This window comes from Citrobacter sp. wls827 (assembly GCF_005280875.1).
Taxonomy (GTDB): Bacteria; Pseudomonadota; Gammaproteobacteria; order Enterobacterales; family Enterobacteriaceae; genus Citrobacter; species Citrobacter youngae.
This window is the reverse complement of record NZ_SZWR01000012.1, coordinates 1-18,362: the sequence shown is the minus strand read 5'-3', so window position 1 is coordinate 18,362 and position 18,362 is coordinate 1. Positions and strand designations below refer to the sequence as shown.

Annotated in this window: 20 protein-coding genes and 1 tRNA gene; 12 read left to right on the top strand and 9 right to left on the bottom strand. The window is 50.7% G+C overall.

The window, feature by feature from the left end; all coding sequences use genetic code 11:
- Positions 1-10 precede the first annotated feature (10 nt).
- Entirely contained in the window at positions 11-886 is an 876-nt protein-coding gene (gene ampR, locus FDX03_RS06965) for a LysR family transcriptional regulator AmpR (protein WP_137345705.1), read from the bottom strand.
- A gap of 131 nt (positions 887-1,017) precedes the next feature.
- Here ampR and blaCMY point away from each other — a divergent pair, with 131 nt between their 5' ends.
- A complete protein-coding gene (blaCMY, locus tag FDX03_RS06960; RefSeq protein WP_137345704.1) occupies positions 1,018-2,163 on the top strand; it encodes a CMY-2 family class C beta-lactamase in 1,146 nt (381 codons plus the stop codon).
- Positions 2,164-2,256: 93 nt separating this feature from the next.
- Positions 2,257-2,790 (top strand): lipocalin family protein, encoded by a 534-nt coding sequence (locus FDX03_RS06955; RefSeq protein ID WP_137345703.1) that lies wholly within the window; start codon positions 2,257-2,259, stop codon positions 2,788-2,790.
- Here the strand turns inward: FDX03_RS06955 and sugE are convergent.
- Positions 2,787-3,104, bottom strand: coding sequence for a quaternary ammonium compound efflux SMR transporter SugE (sugE, locus tag FDX03_RS06950; protein WP_000118520.1), 318 nt, complete (start codon positions 3,102-3,104; stop codon positions 2,787-2,789). The two genes, FDX03_RS06955 and sugE, sit on opposite strands and share 4 nt — an antisense overlap.
- Before the next feature lie 260 nt (positions 3,105-3,364).
- Here sugE and FDX03_RS06945 point away from each other — a divergent pair, with 260 nt between their 5' ends.
- On the top strand, positions 3,365-3,994 hold the full coding sequence (locus FDX03_RS06945; protein WP_137345702.1) for a LuxR C-terminal-related transcriptional regulator: 630 nt from the start codon (positions 3,365-3,367) through the stop codon (positions 3,992-3,994).
- Here FDX03_RS06945 and ecnB read toward each other — a convergent pair whose 3' ends face one another.
- From ecnB to efp, 3 genes are all read right to left on the bottom strand, one after another.
- Positions 3,995-4,141: a lipoprotein toxin entericidin B gene (gene ecnB, locus FDX03_RS06940; RefSeq protein ID WP_003025482.1), complete on the bottom strand. Its 147-nt coding sequence runs from the start codon at positions 4,139-4,141 to the stop codon at positions 3,995-3,997. It lies immediately after the preceding gene.
- A gap of 107 nt (positions 4,142-4,248) precedes the next feature.
- Positions 4,249-4,383 carry a lipoprotein antitoxin entericidin A gene (gene ecnA / locus FDX03_RS06935; protein ID WP_040232999.1) on the bottom strand — a complete coding sequence of 45 codons (135 nt, stop codon included), beginning with the start codon at positions 4,381-4,383 and terminating at the stop codon, positions 4,249-4,251.
- Positions 4,384-4,482: 99 nt separating this feature from the next.
- A complete protein-coding gene (efp, locus tag FDX03_RS06930; protein ID WP_003025478.1) occupies positions 4,483-5,049 on the bottom strand; it encodes an elongation factor P in 567 nt (188 codons plus the stop codon).
- Between the two features lie 41 nt (positions 5,050-5,090).
- On the opposite strand from efp, the gene epmB reads away from it, so the two are divergent.
- Together epmB and yjeJ are read left to right on the top strand one after the other, a co-directional pair.
- A complete protein-coding gene (gene epmB, locus FDX03_RS06925) occupies positions 5,091-6,119 on the top strand; it encodes an EF-P beta-lysylation protein EpmB (RefSeq protein ID WP_048212915.1) in 1,029 nt (342 codons plus the stop codon).
- Between the two features lie 183 nt (positions 6,120-6,302).
- On the top strand, positions 6,303-7,166 hold the full coding sequence (yjeJ, locus tag FDX03_RS06920) for a YjeJ family protein (protein WP_137345701.1): 864 nt from the start codon (positions 6,303-6,305) through the stop codon (positions 7,164-7,166).
- A gap of 179 nt (positions 7,167-7,345) precedes the next feature.
- Here the strand turns inward: yjeJ and FDX03_RS06915 are convergent, their stop codons facing one another.
- The 3 genes from FDX03_RS06915 to FDX03_RS06905 all read right to left on the bottom strand — a co-directional run bounded on the left by FDX03_RS06915 (position 7,346) and on the right by FDX03_RS06905 (position 9,932).
- Complete coding sequence (locus FDX03_RS06915) at positions 7,346-7,699, bottom strand: DUF4156 domain-containing protein (protein WP_003025468.1); 354 nt, start codon at positions 7,697-7,699, stop codon at positions 7,346-7,348.
- Positions 7,700-7,951: 252 nt separating this feature from the next.
- On the bottom strand, positions 7,952-9,595 hold the full coding sequence (gene groL, locus FDX03_RS06910; protein ID WP_003830576.1) for a chaperonin GroEL: 1,644 nt from the start codon (positions 9,593-9,595) through the stop codon (positions 7,952-7,954).
- A 43-nt stretch (positions 9,596-9,638) separates the two neighbouring features.
- A complete protein-coding gene (locus tag FDX03_RS06905; RefSeq protein ID WP_005120976.1) occupies positions 9,639-9,932 on the bottom strand; it encodes a co-chaperone GroES in 294 nt (97 codons plus the stop codon).
- A gap of 275 nt (positions 9,933-10,207) precedes the next feature.
- On the opposite strand from FDX03_RS06905, the gene yjeH reads away from it, so the two are divergent.
- The gene (gene yjeH / locus FDX03_RS06900; protein ID WP_137345700.1) at positions 10,208-11,455 is read left to right on the top strand and encodes an L-methionine/branched-chain amino acid transporter; all 1,248 of its coding nucleotides are present in this window, start codon (positions 10,208-10,210) and stop codon (positions 11,453-11,455) included.
- A gap of 40 nt (positions 11,456-11,495) precedes the next feature.
- Here yjeH and FDX03_RS06895 read toward each other — a convergent pair whose 3' ends face one another.
- Positions 11,496-11,975, bottom strand: coding sequence for an FxsA family protein (locus tag FDX03_RS06895; protein ID WP_048212918.1), 480 nt, complete (start codon positions 11,973-11,975; stop codon positions 11,496-11,498).
- 337 nt (positions 11,976-12,312) lie between these two features.
- Between FDX03_RS06895 and aspA the strand changes: the two genes are divergently transcribed.
- The 6 genes from aspA (at position 12,313) to FDX03_RS06865 (ending at position 18,172) form a co-directional block, all read left to right on the top strand.
- Positions 12,313-13,749 carry an aspartate ammonia-lyase gene (gene aspA, locus FDX03_RS06890; RefSeq protein ID WP_048212919.1) on the top strand — a complete coding sequence of 479 codons (1,437 nt, stop codon included), beginning with the start codon at positions 12,313-12,315 and terminating at the stop codon, positions 13,747-13,749.
- Between the two features lie 115 nt (positions 13,750-13,864).
- Positions 13,865-15,166, top strand: coding sequence for an anaerobic C4-dicarboxylate transporter DcuA (gene dcuA, locus FDX03_RS06885; protein ID WP_003830670.1), 1,302 nt, complete (start codon positions 13,865-13,867; stop codon positions 15,164-15,166).
- A 125-nt stretch (positions 15,167-15,291) separates the two neighbouring features.
- Positions 15,292-15,639, top strand: coding sequence for a divalent cation tolerance protein CutA (gene cutA, locus FDX03_RS06880; RefSeq protein WP_003025447.1), 348 nt, complete (start codon positions 15,292-15,294; stop codon positions 15,637-15,639).
- A complete protein-coding gene (locus FDX03_RS06875) occupies positions 15,615-17,324 on the top strand; it encodes a protein-disulfide reductase DsbD (protein WP_101743243.1) in 1,710 nt (569 codons plus the stop codon). The genes cutA and FDX03_RS06875 overlap by 25 nt, the downstream gene beginning before the upstream one ends.
- A gap of 36 nt (positions 17,325-17,360) precedes the next feature.
- Complete coding sequence (locus FDX03_RS06870) at positions 17,361-17,936, top strand: transcriptional regulator (protein ID WP_101743244.1); 576 nt, start codon at positions 17,361-17,363, stop codon at positions 17,934-17,936.
- Between the two features lie 160 nt (positions 17,937-18,096).
- A tRNA-Phe gene (locus FDX03_RS06865) sits at positions 18,097-18,172 on the top strand.
- Positions 18,173-18,362: the final 190 nt, after the last annotated feature.

Genomic DNA, 18,362 nt, shown 5'->3' with positions numbered 1-18,362 from the left:
GCGGGCCTTTTTATTTGTGCAATACCCCGATCAGCCAACGAGAAAACTCGCGCATCGCAGGTGTCTCCGGGCGAGATTGCAAACGCGTTATCCAGTAACTCCCCAGATCAATCTGCGTTAAAAACGGCTGTACGATACGCTCACTACTGAGTAAATGCGTGAACATTCTGACCGGGGCGATTGCCACACCAATCCCCGCCTTCGCGGCTTCCAGCATGGTGACCGACGAGTCAAACACCACCACGTTGTGCGTCGGTGACGGCGGCGCTTCTCCAGCGGCCTGCATCCACAGCGCCCATTCATCACGACGATACGATCGTAATAGCGGAAATTTCAGGATATCTGCAGGAGTCTGAATCTGAGAGGCCAGCTCGGGTGAACAAAGCGGAGACATCAGCGCGCTACATAAATATTGCGCATCAGTATCGTGCCAGGCTCCCCCTCCGTAGCGAATGGTATAATCCAGCCCCTCTGCTGCAGGATCAACACGGTTATTATGCGTGGAAAGCTGTAAATCGATATACGGATAACACCGTTTAAAATCGTGTAGAAGTGGGAAAAGGCAACCCACCGCAAAAGTGCCCACCACACCAATTTTCAGTTTTTCCTGAGACTGGTTACCGGCAAAGCGGTCTAACATCGCCGCCATACGATCGAAAGAATCATTAAGTACAGGTAACAGACTCTCACCTTCTGTCGTGAGCATCAGGCCTCGTGAAACGCGAATAAAGAGCTGACAATTCAACTGCTGCTCCAACGCTTTCACATGCTGGCTGATGGCAGAATGCGTTACATTCAGCTCAATTGCTGCGCGGGTAAAGCTGAGATGCCTGGCGGCCGCTTCAAAAGCCCGTAGAGAATTAAGTGGGATATAGCTACGCGTCATCATCTAACCCGTTAGAAAAACTTATATCTGCTGCTAAATTTAACCGTTTGTCAACACAGTGCAAATCAAACACACTGATTGCGTCTGACGGGCCCGGACACCCTTTCGCTTTTTATTACGGAAATGATTTCATGATGAAAAAATCGTTATGCTGCGCACTACTGCTGACAGCCTCTTTCTCCACGTTTGCCGCCGCAAAAACAGAACAACAGATTGCCGATATCGTTAATCGCACCATCACCCCGTTGATGCAGGAGCAGGCTATTCCGGGTATGGCCGTGGCCGTTATCTACCAGGGAAAACCGTATTACTTTACCTGGGGTAAAGCTGATATCGCCAATAATCGTCCGATTACACAGAACACACTGTTCGAACTCGGTTCAGTCAGTAAGACCTTCAATGGCGTGCTGGGCGGCGATGCGATCGCCCGCGGCGAAATCAAACTCAGCGATCCGGTCACCCGGTACTGGCCGGAACTCACAGGCAAACAGTGGCAGAACATTAGTCTGCTGCACTTAGCCACATACACGGCAGGTGGCCTGCCGCTTCAGATCCCCGACGAGGTGACGGATAAAACCGCATTGCTGCGCTTTTATCAAAACTGGCAACCCCAGTGGGCCCCGGGCGCTAAACGTCTCTATGCTAACTCCAGCATTGGTCTGTTTGGCGTACTGGCGGTGAAACCCTCTGGAATGAGCTACGAAGGGGCGATGATCAGACGCGTCCTGCAGCCATTAAAACTCACTCACACCTGGATTACCGTTCCGCAGAACGAGCAACGAGATTATGCCTGGGGCTATCGCGATGGCAAGCCCGTACATGTTTCGCCAGGCCAGCTTGATGCCGAAGCGTATGGTGTGAAATCCAGCATTATGGATATGGCTCGCTGGGTTCAGGCCAATATGGACGCCAGCCACGTGCAGGAGAAAACCCTGCAGCAGGGCATCGGGCTCGCACAGTCACGTTACTGGCGCATTGGTGAGATGTACCAGGGCTTAGGCTGGGAAATGCTTAACTGGCCGGTAAAAGCAGACACTATTATCAACGGCAGCGACAGTAAAATCGCTCTGGCGGCGCTTCCGGCCGTTGAGGTAAACCCACCTGCCCCCGCAGTAAAAGCCTCCTGGGTACATAAAACAGGTTCGACTGGCGGATTTGGTAGTTATGTGGCTTTTATTCCGGAGAAAAATCTTGGCATCGTGATGCTGGCCAATAAAAGCTACCCGAATCCTGCTCGCGTCGACGCGGCATGGCGCATCCTTGAAAAACTGCAGTAACCGGCGTTGAGGTCCGATCCGTCGGGCCTCCTTTCTTCCACTTCTTTTCCTGCTGTCATCTACACTTAACAAAAATACAGCAAGGAATATCCCATGCGCATTCTGCCCGTTGTTGCTGCAGTTACGGCTGCATTTCTGGTTGTTGCCTGCAGTTCTCCTACACCGCCGAAAGGCGTTACCGTGGTGAATAACTTTGATGCCAAACGCTATCTGGGCACCTGGTATGAAATTGCGCGTTTCGACCATCGATTCGAACGTGGGCTGGAAAAAGTGACCGCAACCTACAGCCTGCGCGATGATGGTGGGCTCAACGTCATCAACAAAGGCTATAACCCGGACAGGGAAATGTGGCAAAAAACGGAAGGCAAAGCCTATTTCACCGGCGATCCAAGCACGGCCGCGCTTAAAGTATCATTCTTCGGCCCCTTCTATGGTGGGTATAACGTAATTGCACTCGACCGGGAATATCGTCACGCGCTGGTTTGCGGTCCGGATCGCGACTATCTGTGGATCCTTTCACGGACCCCAACTATTTCAGATGAGATGAAACAGCAGATGCTGGCAGTCGCGACCCAGGAGGGGTTTGAAGTGAATAAGTTGATTTGGGTAAAACAACCCGGCGCTTAGTGGGTGCTGAGCTTCAGGCCAATAATGCCGGCAACAATCAACCCCAGGCTGAGCAGACGTGCCGGACTGGCTGATTCACCCAGTAGCAGAATGCCGGTAATGGCTGCCCCTACCGCGCCAATCCCGGTCCAGACGGCATAAGCCGTACCAACCGGTAGCGTTCTCATCGCCCAGGAAAGCATAGCGATACTGACGATCATCGCCGCAATGGTGATAATACTTGGCGTTAAACGGGTAAAACCGTGGGTATATTTCAGACCAATAGCCCAGACAACTTCAAGCAGACCCGCGATAAGTAAAACGATCCAGGACATGACTGGCTCCAGTACACAATGGGGCCGTCCCCGGTTGAAAGATGCGTTTGCAGGTCGTCCTGCAAAGCGGATGTATGAAATGGCATTTTTTGCCCGGGAGAAAATGAATTTCAACCTTTTTATTCATTGCTTACTTAAAGCAAGAATTAAGCCCAATTAGAGGCGTAGTTCCCGCATTTGGCTCACATTGGACTTCTCTATGATGAAGAGCTTTCTGAACTCAGAAAGCCATTTGATCCTCTTCTGAATGCGAAAGGTTTATGCTTAAAATTTTAGTGATTGACCGGTGCCACTTCACCCGCACAGGGATAGAGGCCTTGCTTAATCATTCTGGTATGTTCAACTCTTCATTTCTGGTGTCAGGGATTAATAATCTGATGTTGGCTAAAGAGCATATTTTGCAGTGGAAGCCACATCTGGTAATCGCAGATTTATGTAGTTTTCTCAGCGATATTCACTCCAGCCCCCCCATCGCACCATTTTTTATGAGCTGCGGCGCCATCCCGCTGATTTTACTACAATCAGGCGACCGATCGCACAACCCAATCGATCCCCCTCACTCTGCCGTTCACTCGACATTGTCCAAACACATCGCGTTGCATGATCTTTCGCGCACGATCCAGAATGCACTACAGATCCGCCCCGTATTGGATACACCTAAAAATGCCACACCGCTGCTTACACCACAGGAAGAGAAGGTACTGTCATTGTGGATGGATGGCGTTGATAACAATGCAATAGCCGCCGCGCTCTGCATTCATGGTAAGACGGTATACACCTATAAGCGAAATATCCGTATGAAGCTGCACCTGGGGAACCGCTTTTCACCGTTTCTCTCTCTACCTGAGAAGATGAATGAACGGTACGACGGTGCGTCGTACCGTTCATAGCTATTGCTGAGCCTTTGTCGCTGCACCAGAAATGGCACTACCGCCCTCAGAAATATCCTGACCTACGCCTCGCGTCGTATTACACGCCGTTAATACGGAAGAAAGTACCAACACAGAAAAGATCGCAGCAATTGTCTTCTTAACCATAACGTCTTCCTTTTTTAGCCAATATTGTTTGTGTATAGCTACTTAATAATAGACAAGATCCGGGGGGGTGACGGATAAACGACCGTTTTTAAGACAACATGAGGGGACTAGCTGGCAGCGTGAGAAATTGAATTACCGAGATGTTTGATATCTTCACCGAAGCCGCGCGCCGTATTACAGCCCGCCAGGAGGGTGCTGGTGAAAAGGATAAGCATTACAAGACCGAGAAGACGTTTCATCATTCCTGCCCTGGAAAAGTATGGCGCAGCAATCTGCACCCACATCTTAGAAATACGCAAAATCATTCAGGCCGCCTGATGCAGCCTGAAAGATGAAGAATATTACTTCACGCGGGATACGTATTCGCCAGAGCGGGTATCCACTTTGATGACTTCGCCGATCTGTACGAACAGCGGAACTTTAACCACTGCACCGGTGGACAGCGTCGCTGGTTTACCACCAGTACCTGCAGTGTCACCTTTCAGACCTGGGTCGGTTTCAACGACTTCCAGCTCAACGAAGTTCGGCGGAGTCACGGAGATCGGCTGACCGTTCCACAGGGTCACGATGCATTCAGCCTGGTCCAGCAGCCATTTAGCGTTATCGCCTACCGCTTTCTCGTCAGCAGCCAGCTGTTCGAAAGTGGTGTTATTCATAAAGTGCCAGAACTCACCGTCGCTATACAGGAAAGTCAGGTTCATGTCGGCTACGTCTGCGCCTTCAGCGGAGTCGGTAGACTTGAAGGTTTTCTCTACGCGAGTACCGGTCAGCAGGCGACGCAGCTTAACGCGCGCAAACGCCTGGCCTTTACCTGGTTTAACGAATTCGCTGGCTTCAACCGCATAAGGTTCGCCGTCCAACATGATTTTAAGACCAGCACGAAAATCGTTGCTATAGTACGTTGCCATAAGGCCCTCTGAAAATTGTTAACTGGTAGCTAAGCCACAAAATGGCGCATATTGTAACCCTAAATACCCCATCCAGAGAAGATTGGTTATCGCAACTTGCCGATGTTGTGACCGATCCTGATGAACTTCTGCATCTTTTGAATATAGACGCAGATGAAAAACTGTTGGCCGGACGCGATGCGAGACGGCTTTTCGCCCTGCGCGTACCGCGTGCGTTTATTGCCCGCATGGAAAAAGGCAATCCAGACGATCCGCTTTTGCGTCAGGTACTTACTTCTCAGGAAGAGTTCGTTTCCGCACCAGGCTACTCGACCGATCCACTGGAAGAGCAGCACAGCGTCGTTCCAGGATTACTGCACAAATATCGCAACCGGGCGCTATTGCTGGTTAAAGGCGGTTGTGCGGTAAATTGTCGCTATTGCTTCCGCCGACACTTCCCGTATGCTGAAAACCAGGGCAATAAGCGCAACTGGCAGGTCGCCCTGGACTACATTAGCGCACATCCTGAGCTGGATGAGATTATCTTCTCCGGTGGCGATCCGTTAATGGCCAAAGACCATGAACTGGACTGGTTGCTCACGCAACTGGAAGCCATCCCGCATATTAAGCGTCTGCGAATTCACAGCCGTTTGCCGATTGTTATCCCGGCGCGTATTACTGAAGGACTGGTCGAGCGTTTTGCACACTCTTCCCTGCAGATTCTGCTGGTCAATCACATTAATCACGCGAACGAAATTGATGAGACATTTCGTCAGGCAATGGCCAGCTTGCGGAAAGTGGGTGTCACATTGCTTAACCAAAGCGTCCTGCTGCGTGGCGTGAACGACAACGCACAAACGCTGGCAAACCTGAGCAATGCACTGTTTGATGCGGGCGTAATGCCCTATTACCTGCATGTACTGGATAAAGTGCAGGGAGCCGCTCACTTTATGGTGAGTGACGATGAGGCACGGAAAATCATGCGAGAGCTGCTGACGCTGATTTCAGGCTATATGGTCCCAAAACTGGCGCGCGAAATTGGCGGTGAGCCAAGTAAAACGCCGTTGGATTTGCAGTTACGCCAACAATAGTCATTATTGAGTGTCCGATTTCGGACACTCGACACGATTACTTATCATTTAAATTCCAACAAGTGGAGCCACACTTTTAATCTGTGCTATTTTAATTGGCGCTGTAAAATCATTCATTCGTAAATTTTATCAATAGTTTCAAATGCAGAACATCAATAAATATATGGTTAGGGAGAACCTTTGATGGCTATCAGTATTAAAGGTATTAATACCGGCGTTATTCGTCAGAAGAATGAATTTATTGCTTTGGCATTAAAGATAAAAGAACCAAGAAATAAAGAGTCGCTGTTTTTTCTTTCTCCGCTTGGGCTAAGAGACTTGTTTATTGCTCTGGAAAGCAAGCTATACGCCAAACATCAACTAAGCGAAGACGAGCGTGTGCAATATGAGAAAGAATGCGAGAAAGCCAGCAAAAAGATGCACGAAAATATTCCTTTAATTCAGGAGGATGAGTTAAAGAATGCGGATATTAACCGTCGCATAAATTCACTGACGTTAGTGGATGATAAAGGGGAGAACTTAGCATTTTCTCTGACGCTGCATGACGGGAAAACAGATGAATTACTGATTAATGAATTACAGATTCAGGTGTTGGCGCATGCAATTATTCATGCAATAAATAATGCTGGCATGCGGGATTTAGCGCTACGAATTACATCGCTGCTGGATTTTCTGCCGCTGTACGATGTGGATTGCCAGCAAAACGACAATCTGGAATACGATTCTTATACACAACCCGAATGGAAACATAACCTGTTTAATCATTATCTGGCGATTATTTACCGCTATACGGATGATAAAGGAAAAGCCCAGTACTGTGGTTCGGTAGTAAAAACTCGCGCTCTTTCCGGCAGCAAAGAGGCCGAAGCCATTACTCGCCGTCTGCTCGATTTCAGCCCACGGCTGAAAAAACTTGCCGGTGTACCGTGCCAGGTGTTTGTCAGAACGTTGACGGGTGATAAGACGCAAAAGCTCAATCAGGATCAGTGCCTGCGCGCGCTGCATCATTTACGCGTTCAGTCTGCGCATAAGACTCAGAATGCCTGATGGCGCTGCGCTTATCAGGCCTACGATTGCATGAGCCTGTCCAGGCCACTGTATTACACAAAATCATTCAATCTGCATCGCGGCGGCAAGCGAAGAAAATCCCCAGGAGCATAGATAACTATGTGACTGGGGTTTCACAGCGCAGCCAACAAAGAGGCTGGTTGAAGGATGAAGTGTAATCAGTTAGGGCACTTATAAACCTGCCCAATCATCTCACTGGCGGTAGGAACAAAGCTGGAGAGCATTCCCTGCGATGGGCTGCTGACGCCATAAATCACGTTACCGCCCATTGCCGCAGCCTGGTTACGCAGATCGTTTGCTGCGCCACGCATTGAGCCGCCCTCTTCGCCGTGCTGGCCAGAAAGCCAGTTGCTTTGCTTACCGGTTGCCGTGCCTATCAGTTGGCACTCTGCGCCAGGCTTGTCTTCGACAAAGCGTACGCTTTGCCCGGCTGAACTCAGTTCGTTGCTGGAGCTACAACCCGCCATCAGTAGCGCGGCACCAACGATCCCTGCTAAATATTTCACGTGCATGTCATTCCCCATAATCAATTAGTTGGACGTTATGTCCGTAGCTGAATCATATACTAAAAAGATGACCAAAAGAAAAACCCCCGGACATTTCTGCCCGAGGGTTTCTCAATTCTGGGAGATGAGCACCCAAATCATTCTGGTTGCAGGAAGGCGGCCAGTTTGTTAATCCCGAGGAGCTTACTCAAGTAAGTGACTGGGGTTAGCAAACGCAGCCAACGCATCTGCAGCCTGAAGGATGCAGGGTGTGGGCAATTACATCATGCCGCCCATTCCACCCATGCCGCCCATACCAGCAGCACCTAAGTCAGGCGCATCGCCTTTCGGCAGGTCGGTAACCATGCACTCGGTGGTGATCATCAGACCCGCAACAGAAGCCGCGTACTGCAGAGCAGAACGCGTTACTTTGGTTGGATCCAGGATACCCATGTCGATCATGTTGCCGTATTCTTCAGTTGCAGCGTTGTAACCGTAGTTACCGTCACCCGCTTTCACGGTGTTAGCCACTACAGACGGCTCTTCGCCGCAGTTCAGCACGATTTGACGCAGCGGGGATTCCATTGCGCGCAGCGCAACTTTGATACCCACGTTCTGGTCTTCGTTCTGGCCTTTCAGGCCGGCAATTTTGCTTGCTACACGGATCAGCGCAACACCACCACCAGCAACCACGCCTTCTTCTACCGCAGCACGAGTCGCGTGCAGGGCATCTTCAACGCGGGCTTTCTTCTCTTTCATTTCAACTTCAGTCGCAGCACCAACTTTGATAACCGCAACGCCGCCTGCCAGTTTCGCTACGCGCTCCTGCAGTTTTTCACGGTCGTAGTCTGAAGTTGCTTCTTCGATCTGCTGACGAATCTGAGTCACGCGACCCTGGATTGCAGCTTCGTCACCCACGCCATCGATGATGGTGGTGGTGTCTTTGTTGATAACAACGCGTTTAGCCTGACCCAGATCTTCCAGAGTTGCTTTTTCCAGCTCCATACCGATCTCTTCAGAGATAACGGTACCACCGGTCAGGGTAGCGATATCCTGCAGCATCGCTTTACGACGGTCGCCGAAACCAGGTGCTTTAACCGCAGCCACTTTCACGATACCGCGCATGGTGTTAACAACCAGAGTTGCCAGCGCCTCGCCTTCAACATCTTCAGCGATGATCAGCAGCGGTTTGCCTGCTTTCGCAACGGCTTCCAGAACCGGCAGCATTTCGCGGATGTTGGAGATTTTCTTATCAGCCAGCAGGATGAACGGGCTTTCCAGTTCTACTGCGCCAGTTTCCGGCTTATTGATGAAGTAAGGAGACAGGTAGCCACGGTCGAACTGCATACCTTCAACTACGTCCAGTTCGTCCTGCAGACCGGTACCGTCTTCAACGGTGATCACGCCTTCTTTACCGACTTTGTCCATCGCTTCAGCGATCAGTTTACCTACAGTTTCGTCGGAGTTAGCGGAGATGGTACCAACCTGAGCAATAGCTTTAGAGTCGGAGCACGGTACGGACAGTGCTTTCAGTTCTTCAACGGCAGCAGCGACAGCTTTGTCGATACCACGTTTCAGATCCATCGGGTTCATGCCCGCAGCAACGGCTTTCAGGCCTTCAGTGATGATGGACTGAGCCAGTACGGTTGCGGTGGTGGTACCGTCGCCTGCAGCGTCGTTCGCTTTAGAGGCAACTTCTTTCACCATCTGCGCACCCATGTTTTCGAACTTGTCTTCCAGTTCGATTTCACGTGCTACGGAAACACCATCTTTAGTGATGGTCGGTGCACCGAAAGATTTATCCAGAACTACGTTACGGCCTTTTGGACCGAGGGTAACTTTCACTGCATCTGCCAGTACATTCACGCCGCGCAGCATTTTCACACGAGCGTCGTTACCGAATTTTACGTCTTTAGCTGCCATTTTCTCTTTCCCTTAAATTCGTATGTTCAGTGTCGTTCGCGGATTAGGCTTCAACGATTGCCAGGATGTCGCTTTCGGACATGATCAACACTTCTTCATTGTCGATCTTCTCAGATTTAACACCGTAGCCATCGTTGAAAATGACGATATCGCCGACTTTCACGTCCAGCGGCTGTACAGAACCGTTGTCCAGGATGCGACCCTTACCGACAGCGATGATTTCGCCACGAGTTGATTTACCTGCAGCGGAACCGGTCAGTACGATGCCACCAGCAGATTTGGATTCAACTTCTTTACGTTTGACGATCACACGATCATGTAACGGACGAATACTCATTGATAGCTCTCCTTTGAGAAAGTCTTTATCAGTTATGGGTGACGCCGGCCCGTAAACGGTATCCCGGCTAGTGACCAGAGAGATGGGGATGGGCTTTTGTGCCTTCAAGGGGGCAAGCGAAAAAAAATTTTTATCAGCAGAAAATCCCGTCAAAACACCGACACGCCTCACATTTCATAACGATTTCAGCTACGTCGTCATAAGCAAATCCGATTGTGATACCATCGAAAATCTGCGCTGTAGCCCGGTACATGGGCATAACCGGATAACAACTTATGAGCGGATTAAAACAAGAGCTGGGACTGGCTCAAGGCGTTGGCCTGTTGTCGACATCATTGTTAGGTACAGGCGTTTTCGCCGTCCCCGCACTTGCCGCGCTGGTTGCTGGCAACAACAGCCTGTGGGCATGGCCGGTGCTGATCGTTTTAGTCTTTCCGGTGGCGATTGTCTTTGCCGTACTCGGTCGCCATTTTCCCAGCGCAGGCGGCGTGGCGCATTTTGTCGGCATGGCCTTTGGCTCACGGCTTGAGCGCGTTACCGGGTGGCTTTTTTTATCGGTAATTCCAGTGGGGTTACCTGCGGCATTGCACATTGCCGCCGGATTCGGCCAGGCAATGTTTGGCTGGCATGGTTGGCAGCTTCTGTTAGCAGAGCTCGGCACGCTGGTATTGGTCTGGTACATCGGTTCGCGGGGTGCCAGCTCCAGCGCAAACCTGCAAACGGTCATTGCCGGACTGATTGTTGCCCTCATTGTTGCTATCTGGTGGGCGGGCGATCTGAAACCAGGCGAAATCCCCTTCCCTGCAATTAGCGATATTGAACTCCCCGGTCTGTTCGCCGCGCTGTCGGTGATGTTCTGGTGTTTTGTTGGCCTCGAAGCGTTTGCTCACCTGGCGTCTGAATTCAAAAATCCGGAACGAGACTTCCCACGCGCGCTGATGATCGGCCTGCTGCTGGCTGGGTCTGTTTATTGGGCATGCACCGTCGTCGTTCTCCATTTTGGTGCCTACGGCGAGCAAATGGCCGCCGCAGCGTCGCTGCCAGAAATCGTCGTGCAACTGTTTGGTGTACAGGCACTGTGGGTCGCCTGCATCATTGGTTTTTTGGCCTGTTTTGCCAGCCTCAACATTTATATTCAAAGTTTCGCTCGACTGGTCTGGTCGCAAGCGCAGTATAAGCCTGAGAGTTATCTGGCTCGTCTGTCCCCCCGCCACCTTCCGGGCAATGCGCTAAACGCCGTATTGGGCTGCTGCGTAGTCAGTACTCTGTGCATCTATATGCTGCAAATCAATCTCGATGCGTTAATCGTCTACGCCAACGGCATCTTTATTATGATTTATTTGCTGTGCATGTTGGCGGGTTGTCGATTACTGAAAGGACATTACCGCGCACTGGCGGTCATTGGCGGTCTTCTGTGTCTGCTGCTGTTAGCGATGGTAGGCTGGAAGAGCCTGTATGCGCTGATTATGCTGGCAGGGCTGTGGCTGTTTTTACCGAGCCGGAAAATGGCTGAGGCCAAATAAGCAATAAGAAAGCCCGGTAGCACTTACCGGGCCTGCAGGGTCAGTCGCGACGATCGTCGTCTTTATGATCAAGACGGTTGCGCTCATCATCTTTACGCTGAAATTCACCGTCGAAGGTCTCACCGCCACCGGTTCCGGCACTAAATCCACCACCTGGCATACGCGAAAAACGCAAATGTGGCAGCAACTTCATGGTCAAATGTTTCTGCACCGGAGGTAATAAAAGAAGAAGACCGAGGAAATCGGTGAAGAAACCAGGCAACACCAACAGCAAGCCGGCGATAATCAGCGACACGCTCTTGATCATTTCTGCAGCCGGACTTTCACCTGCCGCCATTTTCTGTTGCATCAGTAAAAAGTTCTTAAACCCCTGGTTACGAACCAGAGACATACCGATAACCGAGGTAAAAATAACCAAAATCAGGGTCATCAGGACACCCAGCACATGGGCAACCTGGATAAAAATAGATATCTCTATGTAAACGTAGAGAAAAATGGCAAGTAATGGTATCCAGCGCAAAGGGCTCTCCTGTTGAAAACAGTCGTTTTCACCAACAACTGCTCGAAAATTGTGTGACTTGCATCACTCTAATATTGGGGTGATTAGCAAAATTTCAAGCTGCTTGTACACTAATATTTGGTGTTAATCCTAAAGGGGTGATCTATTTCACAGAATAATAAATAAGGGGTAAATTCCACGCTTTAAGTGATCCAGATTACGGTAGAAATCCTGAACCAGCATATGATCTCGGGTATCAGACCGATGCAGGGGATAATCGTCGGTCGAGAAACAATCGAAATCACATATATCCTGTGTGTTTAGTCAAATCATTGGCAGCTTGAAAAAGAAGGTTCACATGTTAAACAACATTCGTATCGAAGAAGACTTGTTGGGTACCAGGGAAGTTCCAGCGGACGCTTACTATGGTGTCCACACTCTGAGAGCGATTGAAAACTTCTACATTAGCAACAACAAAATCAGTGACATTCCTGAATTTGTTCGCGGCATGGTAATGGTTAAAAAGGCAGCGGCACTGGCCAACAAAGAGCTGCAAACTATTCCTAAGAGCGTGGCAAATGCCATCATCGCGGCGTGTGATGAAGTCCTGAATAACGGAAAATGCATGGATCAGTTCCCGGTAGATGTTTACCAGGGTGGTGCGGGTACCTCCGTCAACATGAACACCAACGAAGTGCTGGCCAATATCGGTCTGGAACTGATGGGTCACCAGAAAGGTGAATATCAGTACCTGAACCCGAACGACCACGTCAACAAATGTCAGTCTACCAACGACGCTTACCCGACCGGTTTCCGTATCGCTGTTTACGCATCCATCATCAAACTGATTGATGCTCTGAACCAGCTGCGTGAAGGCTTCGAGCAAAAAGCTGTTGAATTCCAGGACATCCTGAAAATGGGTCGTACCCAGCTGCAGGATGCTGTACCGATGACCCTCGGTCAGGAATTCCGTGCTTTCAGCGTACTGTTGAAAGAAGAAGTGAAAAACATTGGCCGTACCGCTGAGCTGCTGCTGGAGGTTAACCTCGGCGCAACTGCAATCGGTACGGGTCTGAACACACCGAAAGAGTACTCTCCGCTGGCAGTGCAAAAACTGGCTGAAGTGACCGGTTTCGCCTGCGTTCCTGCAGAAGACCTGATTGAAGCCACCTCCGACTGCGGCGCATACGTTATGGTGCACGGTGCACTGAAACGTCTGGCTGTGAAAATGTCCAAAATCTGTAACGACCTGCGTTTGCTCTCCTCTGGCCCACGTGCCGGCCTGAATGAGATCAACCTGCCGGAACTGCAGGCGGGCTCTTCCATCATGCCAGCAAAAGTGAACCCGGTTGTTCCAGAAGTTGTAAACCAGGTGTGCTTTAAAGTCATCGGTAACGACGTCACTGTTACCATGGCATCTGAAGCAGGTCAGCTGCAGCTGAACGTAATGGAACCTGTTATCGGCCAGGCAATGTTCGAATCTATCCACATTCTGAGCAATGCTTGCTACAACCTGCTGGAAAAATGCGTTAGCGGCATCACTGCTAACAAAGAAGTGTGTGAAGCATTCGTTTATAACTCCATCGGTATCGTCACCTACCTCAACCCGTTCATCGGTCACCACAACGGCGATATCGTCGGTAAAATTTGTGCCGAAACCGGTAAGAGCGTGCGTGAAGTTGTCCTGGAGCGCGGTCTGTTGACCGAGGCAGAACTGGACGATATCTTCTCTGCACAGAACCTGATGCACCCGGCTTATAAAGCAAAACGTTATACTGATGAAAGCGAACAGTAATCGTGTAGGGTAGTACCAGAGAGGGCACGTCATGATGACGTGCCTTTTTTCTTGCACCAAGTTACTTAAAAACAACAATTTAATATCAACTTGTTAAACAACAAGGAAGGCTAATATGATAGTTTTAGAACTTATCATCGTTTTGCTGGCAATCTTTTTGGGTGCCAGACTTGGGGGTATCGGTATTGGATTTGCAGGTGGGCTGGGTGTTCTGGTTCTCGCCGCTATTGGCGTAAAACCGGGTAATATTCCGTTCGATGTTATTTCCATTATCATGGCGGTTATCGCTGCTATCTCCGCCATGCAGATTGCCGGTGGTCTGGACTATCTGGTCCATCAAACTGAAAAACTGCTGCGTAAGAACCCGAAATACATCACAATCCTTGCACCGATCGTGACCTATTTCCTGACTATCTTTGCCGGTACCGGCAACATCTCTCTGGCAACGCTGCCAGTTATCGCTGAAGTCGCGAAGGAGCAAGGGATCAAACCTTGCCGTCCGCTCTCTACCGCAGTGGTTTCTGCACAGATTGCGATTACCGCATCACCTATCTCAGCGGCCGTGGTTTACATGTCTTCCGTCATGGAAGGTCATGGTATCAGCTACATTCACCTGCTGTCAGTGGTCATTCCGTCTACCCTGCTGGCCGTTCTGGTGATGTCCTTCCTGGTCACCGCACTGTTCAACTCCAAACTGTCTGACGACCCGATTTATCGTAAGCGTCTGGAAGAAGGTCTGGTTGAATTGCGCGGTGAAAGACAAGTTGAAATCAAAGCTGGCGCAAAAACCTCCGTTTGGTTGTTCCTGCTGGGCGTAGTTTGTGTTGTCGTTTACGCCATCGTCAACAGCCCAAGCCTTGGCCTGGTCGCTAAACCGCTGATGAACACCACCAATGCCATTCTGATCATCATGTTGAGCATCGCGACGCTGACGACAATCATCTGCCGCGTTGAAACTGACTCCATCCTGAACTCCAGCACCTTCAAAGCCGGTATGAGCGCCTGTATTTGTATCCTGGGTGTTGCATGGCTGGGTGATACCTTCGTATCTCACAACATTGACTGGATCAAAGATACTGCAGGTAGCGTAATTCAGGGTCATCCGTGGCTGCTGGCTGTCATCTTCTTCTTTGCTTCTGCTCTGCTGTATTCTCAGGCTGCAACGGCTAAAGCACTGATGCCGATGGCTCTGGCACTGAACGTTTCTCCACTGACCGCTGTAGCGTCTTTCGCTGCGGTTTCTGGCCTGTTCATTCTGCCTACCTACCCAACTCTGGTTGCGGCGGTTCAGATGGATGACACCGGTACTACCCGTATCGGTAAATTCGTCTTTAACCATCCGTTCTTCATCCCGGGTACTCTGGGTGTGGTTCTGGCTGTCTGCTTCGGCTTCTTGCTGGGTAGCTTCATGCTGTAAGTTTTACCTGCGGGGTGCTTAGGCATCCCGCAGTACCTCCCCGCCTCGCTTTAACTAACATCCTTCCCTCGTCCGTTGTATAGTTACCGTTCTCTTGCTGGTTACTCTGTTCTTTCGAGGTGTTTATGCTTGATGTTAAGAGTCAGGATATCTCCATCCCCGATACCGTTGTGGTGCTCTGTACCGCCCCGGATGAAGCAACCGCCCAGGATCTGGCTGCAAAAGTACTGGCAGAAAAACTGGCCGCCTGCGTGACGCTGCTGCCCGGTGCAACGTCTCTCTATTATTGGGAGGGTAAGCTGGAGCAGGAATATGAAGTCCAGATGATTTTAAAAACTACCGTCACGCACCAGCAAGCGCTTCTCGATTGCCTGAAGTCTCATCATCCATATCAAACCCCTGAACTTCTGGTTTTACCCGTCACTCACGGAGACTTTGATTACCGCTCATGGCTCAACGCATCCTTACGCTGATCCTGCTGCTATGCAGCACATCCACTTTTGCCGGATTATTTGATTCGCCTGGCCGCTCGCAGTTTGTCCCTGCCGACCGGGCATTTATTTTTGATTTTCAGCAAAACCAACATGACCTGAACTTCTCATGGCAGGTAAAAGACGGCTACTACCTGTACCGCAAACAGATAAGCATTACACCGTCTCAGGCTGATATTGCCGAGGTAAAGCTACCGCCAGGCGTCTGGCATGAAGATGAGTTTTACGGCAAAAGTGAAATTTACCGTAAGCAGTTGAACGTTCCGGTAACGATCAATCAGGCCGCATCTGGTGCAACGCTGACCGTTACTTACCAGGGCTGTGCCGATGCCGGATTTTGCTATCCGCCGGAAACCAAAACCGTTCCACTCAGTGAAGTCATGGCTCGTACAGATGCGACGCCTACACCAACGCCTGATACAGTCGCCCCGGAAAAACAATCACAGCCAGCCGCCCAACTCCCCTTTTCCGCACTGTGGGCATTGCTGATCGGGATTGGCATTGCCTTTACCCCCTGTGTATTGCCGATGTATCCACTGATTTCCGGGATCGTACTCGGCGGTAAACAACGCTTATCAACCGGGCGGGCTCTGCTGCTGACCTTTATCTACATACAGGGAATGGCGCTCACCTATACCGCGCTGGGTCTGGTCGTTGCGGCTGCCGGGCTACAGTTTCAGGCCGCGCTACAGCATCCCTATGTATTGATTGGGCTTGCCATTGTCTTTACGCTGCTGGCTCTGTCGATGTTTGGCCTGTTCACGCTGCAGCTCCCTTCATCGCTGCAGACGCGTCTCACATTGATGAGTAACCGCCAGCAAGGCGGCTCTCCTGGTAGCGTCTTTGCGATGGGGGCGATTGCCGGCCTCATCTGTTCCCCTTGCACCACAGCCCCGCTAAGCGCGATTTTGCTGTATATCGCTCAGAGCGGGAACATGTGGCTGGGAGGCGGCACGCTGTATCTGTACGCACTGGGGATGGGATTACCCCTGATGCTGATTACCGTATTTGGTAACCGCCTGCTGCCTAAAAGTGGCCCATGGATGGAACATGTCAAAACCGCTTTTGGTTTCGTCATCCTTGCGCTTCCCGTCTTTTTACTCGAACGCATTATTGGCGACGAATGGGGCATTCGCTTATGGTCACTGTTAGGCGTCGCGTTCTTTGGCTGGGCGTTCATCACCAGCCTGCAGGCAAAGCACGCCTGGATGCGTATCGTGCAGATTGTCCTGTTAGCCGCAGCACTGGTATGCGTGCGTCCACTGCAAGACTGGGCGTTCGGCGCGCCGCATACTCAAACCCAGGCACACCTTAACTTCACGCCGGTGGCATCGGTAGATGCGTTAAATCAAGCGCTGGAGCAAGCTAAAGGCAGGCCAGTCATGCTGGATCTGTATGCCGACTGGTGTGTAGCCTGTAAGGAATTTGAAAAGTACACGTTCAGTAATCCGCAGGTTCAGCAAGCGCTAGGCAACACGGTGCTGTTGCAAGCTGATGTGACAGCAAACAATGCCCAGGATGTCGCTCTGCTGAAACACCTACAGGTTTTAGGTTTGCCGACTATCTTGTTCTTTGATGCCGAGGGAAAAGAGCATCCGGAGGCCCGGGTAACGGGTTTTATGGATGCCGCGACCTTCAGCGCACATTTGCGCGATCGCCAACCGTGAGCGACACTTGCAACAGGAAATACGGAGGAGAATACCGTGCAACGTGAAGATGTCCTGGGAGAAGCCCTGAAATTACTTGAGGTTCAAGGGATAGCCAATACCACACTGGAAATGGTGGCAGAGCATGTCAATTATCCACTTGATGAACTGCAACGCTTCTGGCCTGATAAAGAGGCCATTCTGTACGATGCCTTGCGTTACCTCAGTCAACGGGTGGATATCTGGCGGCGTCAGCTTTTGCTGGATGACACGCTGAGCGCTGAGCAGAAACTACTGGCACGCTATAACGCGCTGTCCGAATGCGTGAGTAATAATCGCTATCCAGGCTGCCTGTTCATCGCTGCCTGCACGTTTTACCCCGATCCAGGCCATCCTGTCCATCAGTTGGCCGATCAACAGAAAAAGGCTGCACATGACTTCACCCATGAGCTGCTGACGACGCTGGAAGTTGATGACCCGGCAATGGTCGCCAAACAGATGGAACTGGTGCTGGAGGGCTGCCTGAGTCGCATGCTGGTTAATCGCAGCCATGCTGATGTAGAAACAGCACATCGTCTGGCCGAAGATATCCTGCGTTTTGCTCAGTGTCGTATGGGCGGGGCGCTGACCTAAGCGCACAATGCTTATTGGAGAGCGCGAGACTGGGGCACCTCCCTATTTTGTTCAATCTTCAGGCACAAATGCGTAGATTGCCGCAATATTAAGCGGTTGAACGGTTTTCCCCGAAATTTAATTGACTGACCGACGTGAATACGGTTTAATGCGCCCCGTTGCCCGGATAGCTCAGTCGGTAGAGCAGGGGATTGAAAATCCCCGTGTCCTTGGTTCGATTCCGAGTCCGGGCACCACTATTTAGAAGAACCAGCCTACGGGCTGGTTTTTTGCTTTTGTGGTTCTGATACTTTCCAATCGCTCATCCCTCAATATCCATACAGCACACCCCCTCACAAAATCCGCACGAACGATTAGCCGTACCCGTGTTCAAGCAGACATCTGGATTCTATAAGAAGATGGGATTTAGCGTGACGGGACGGACGG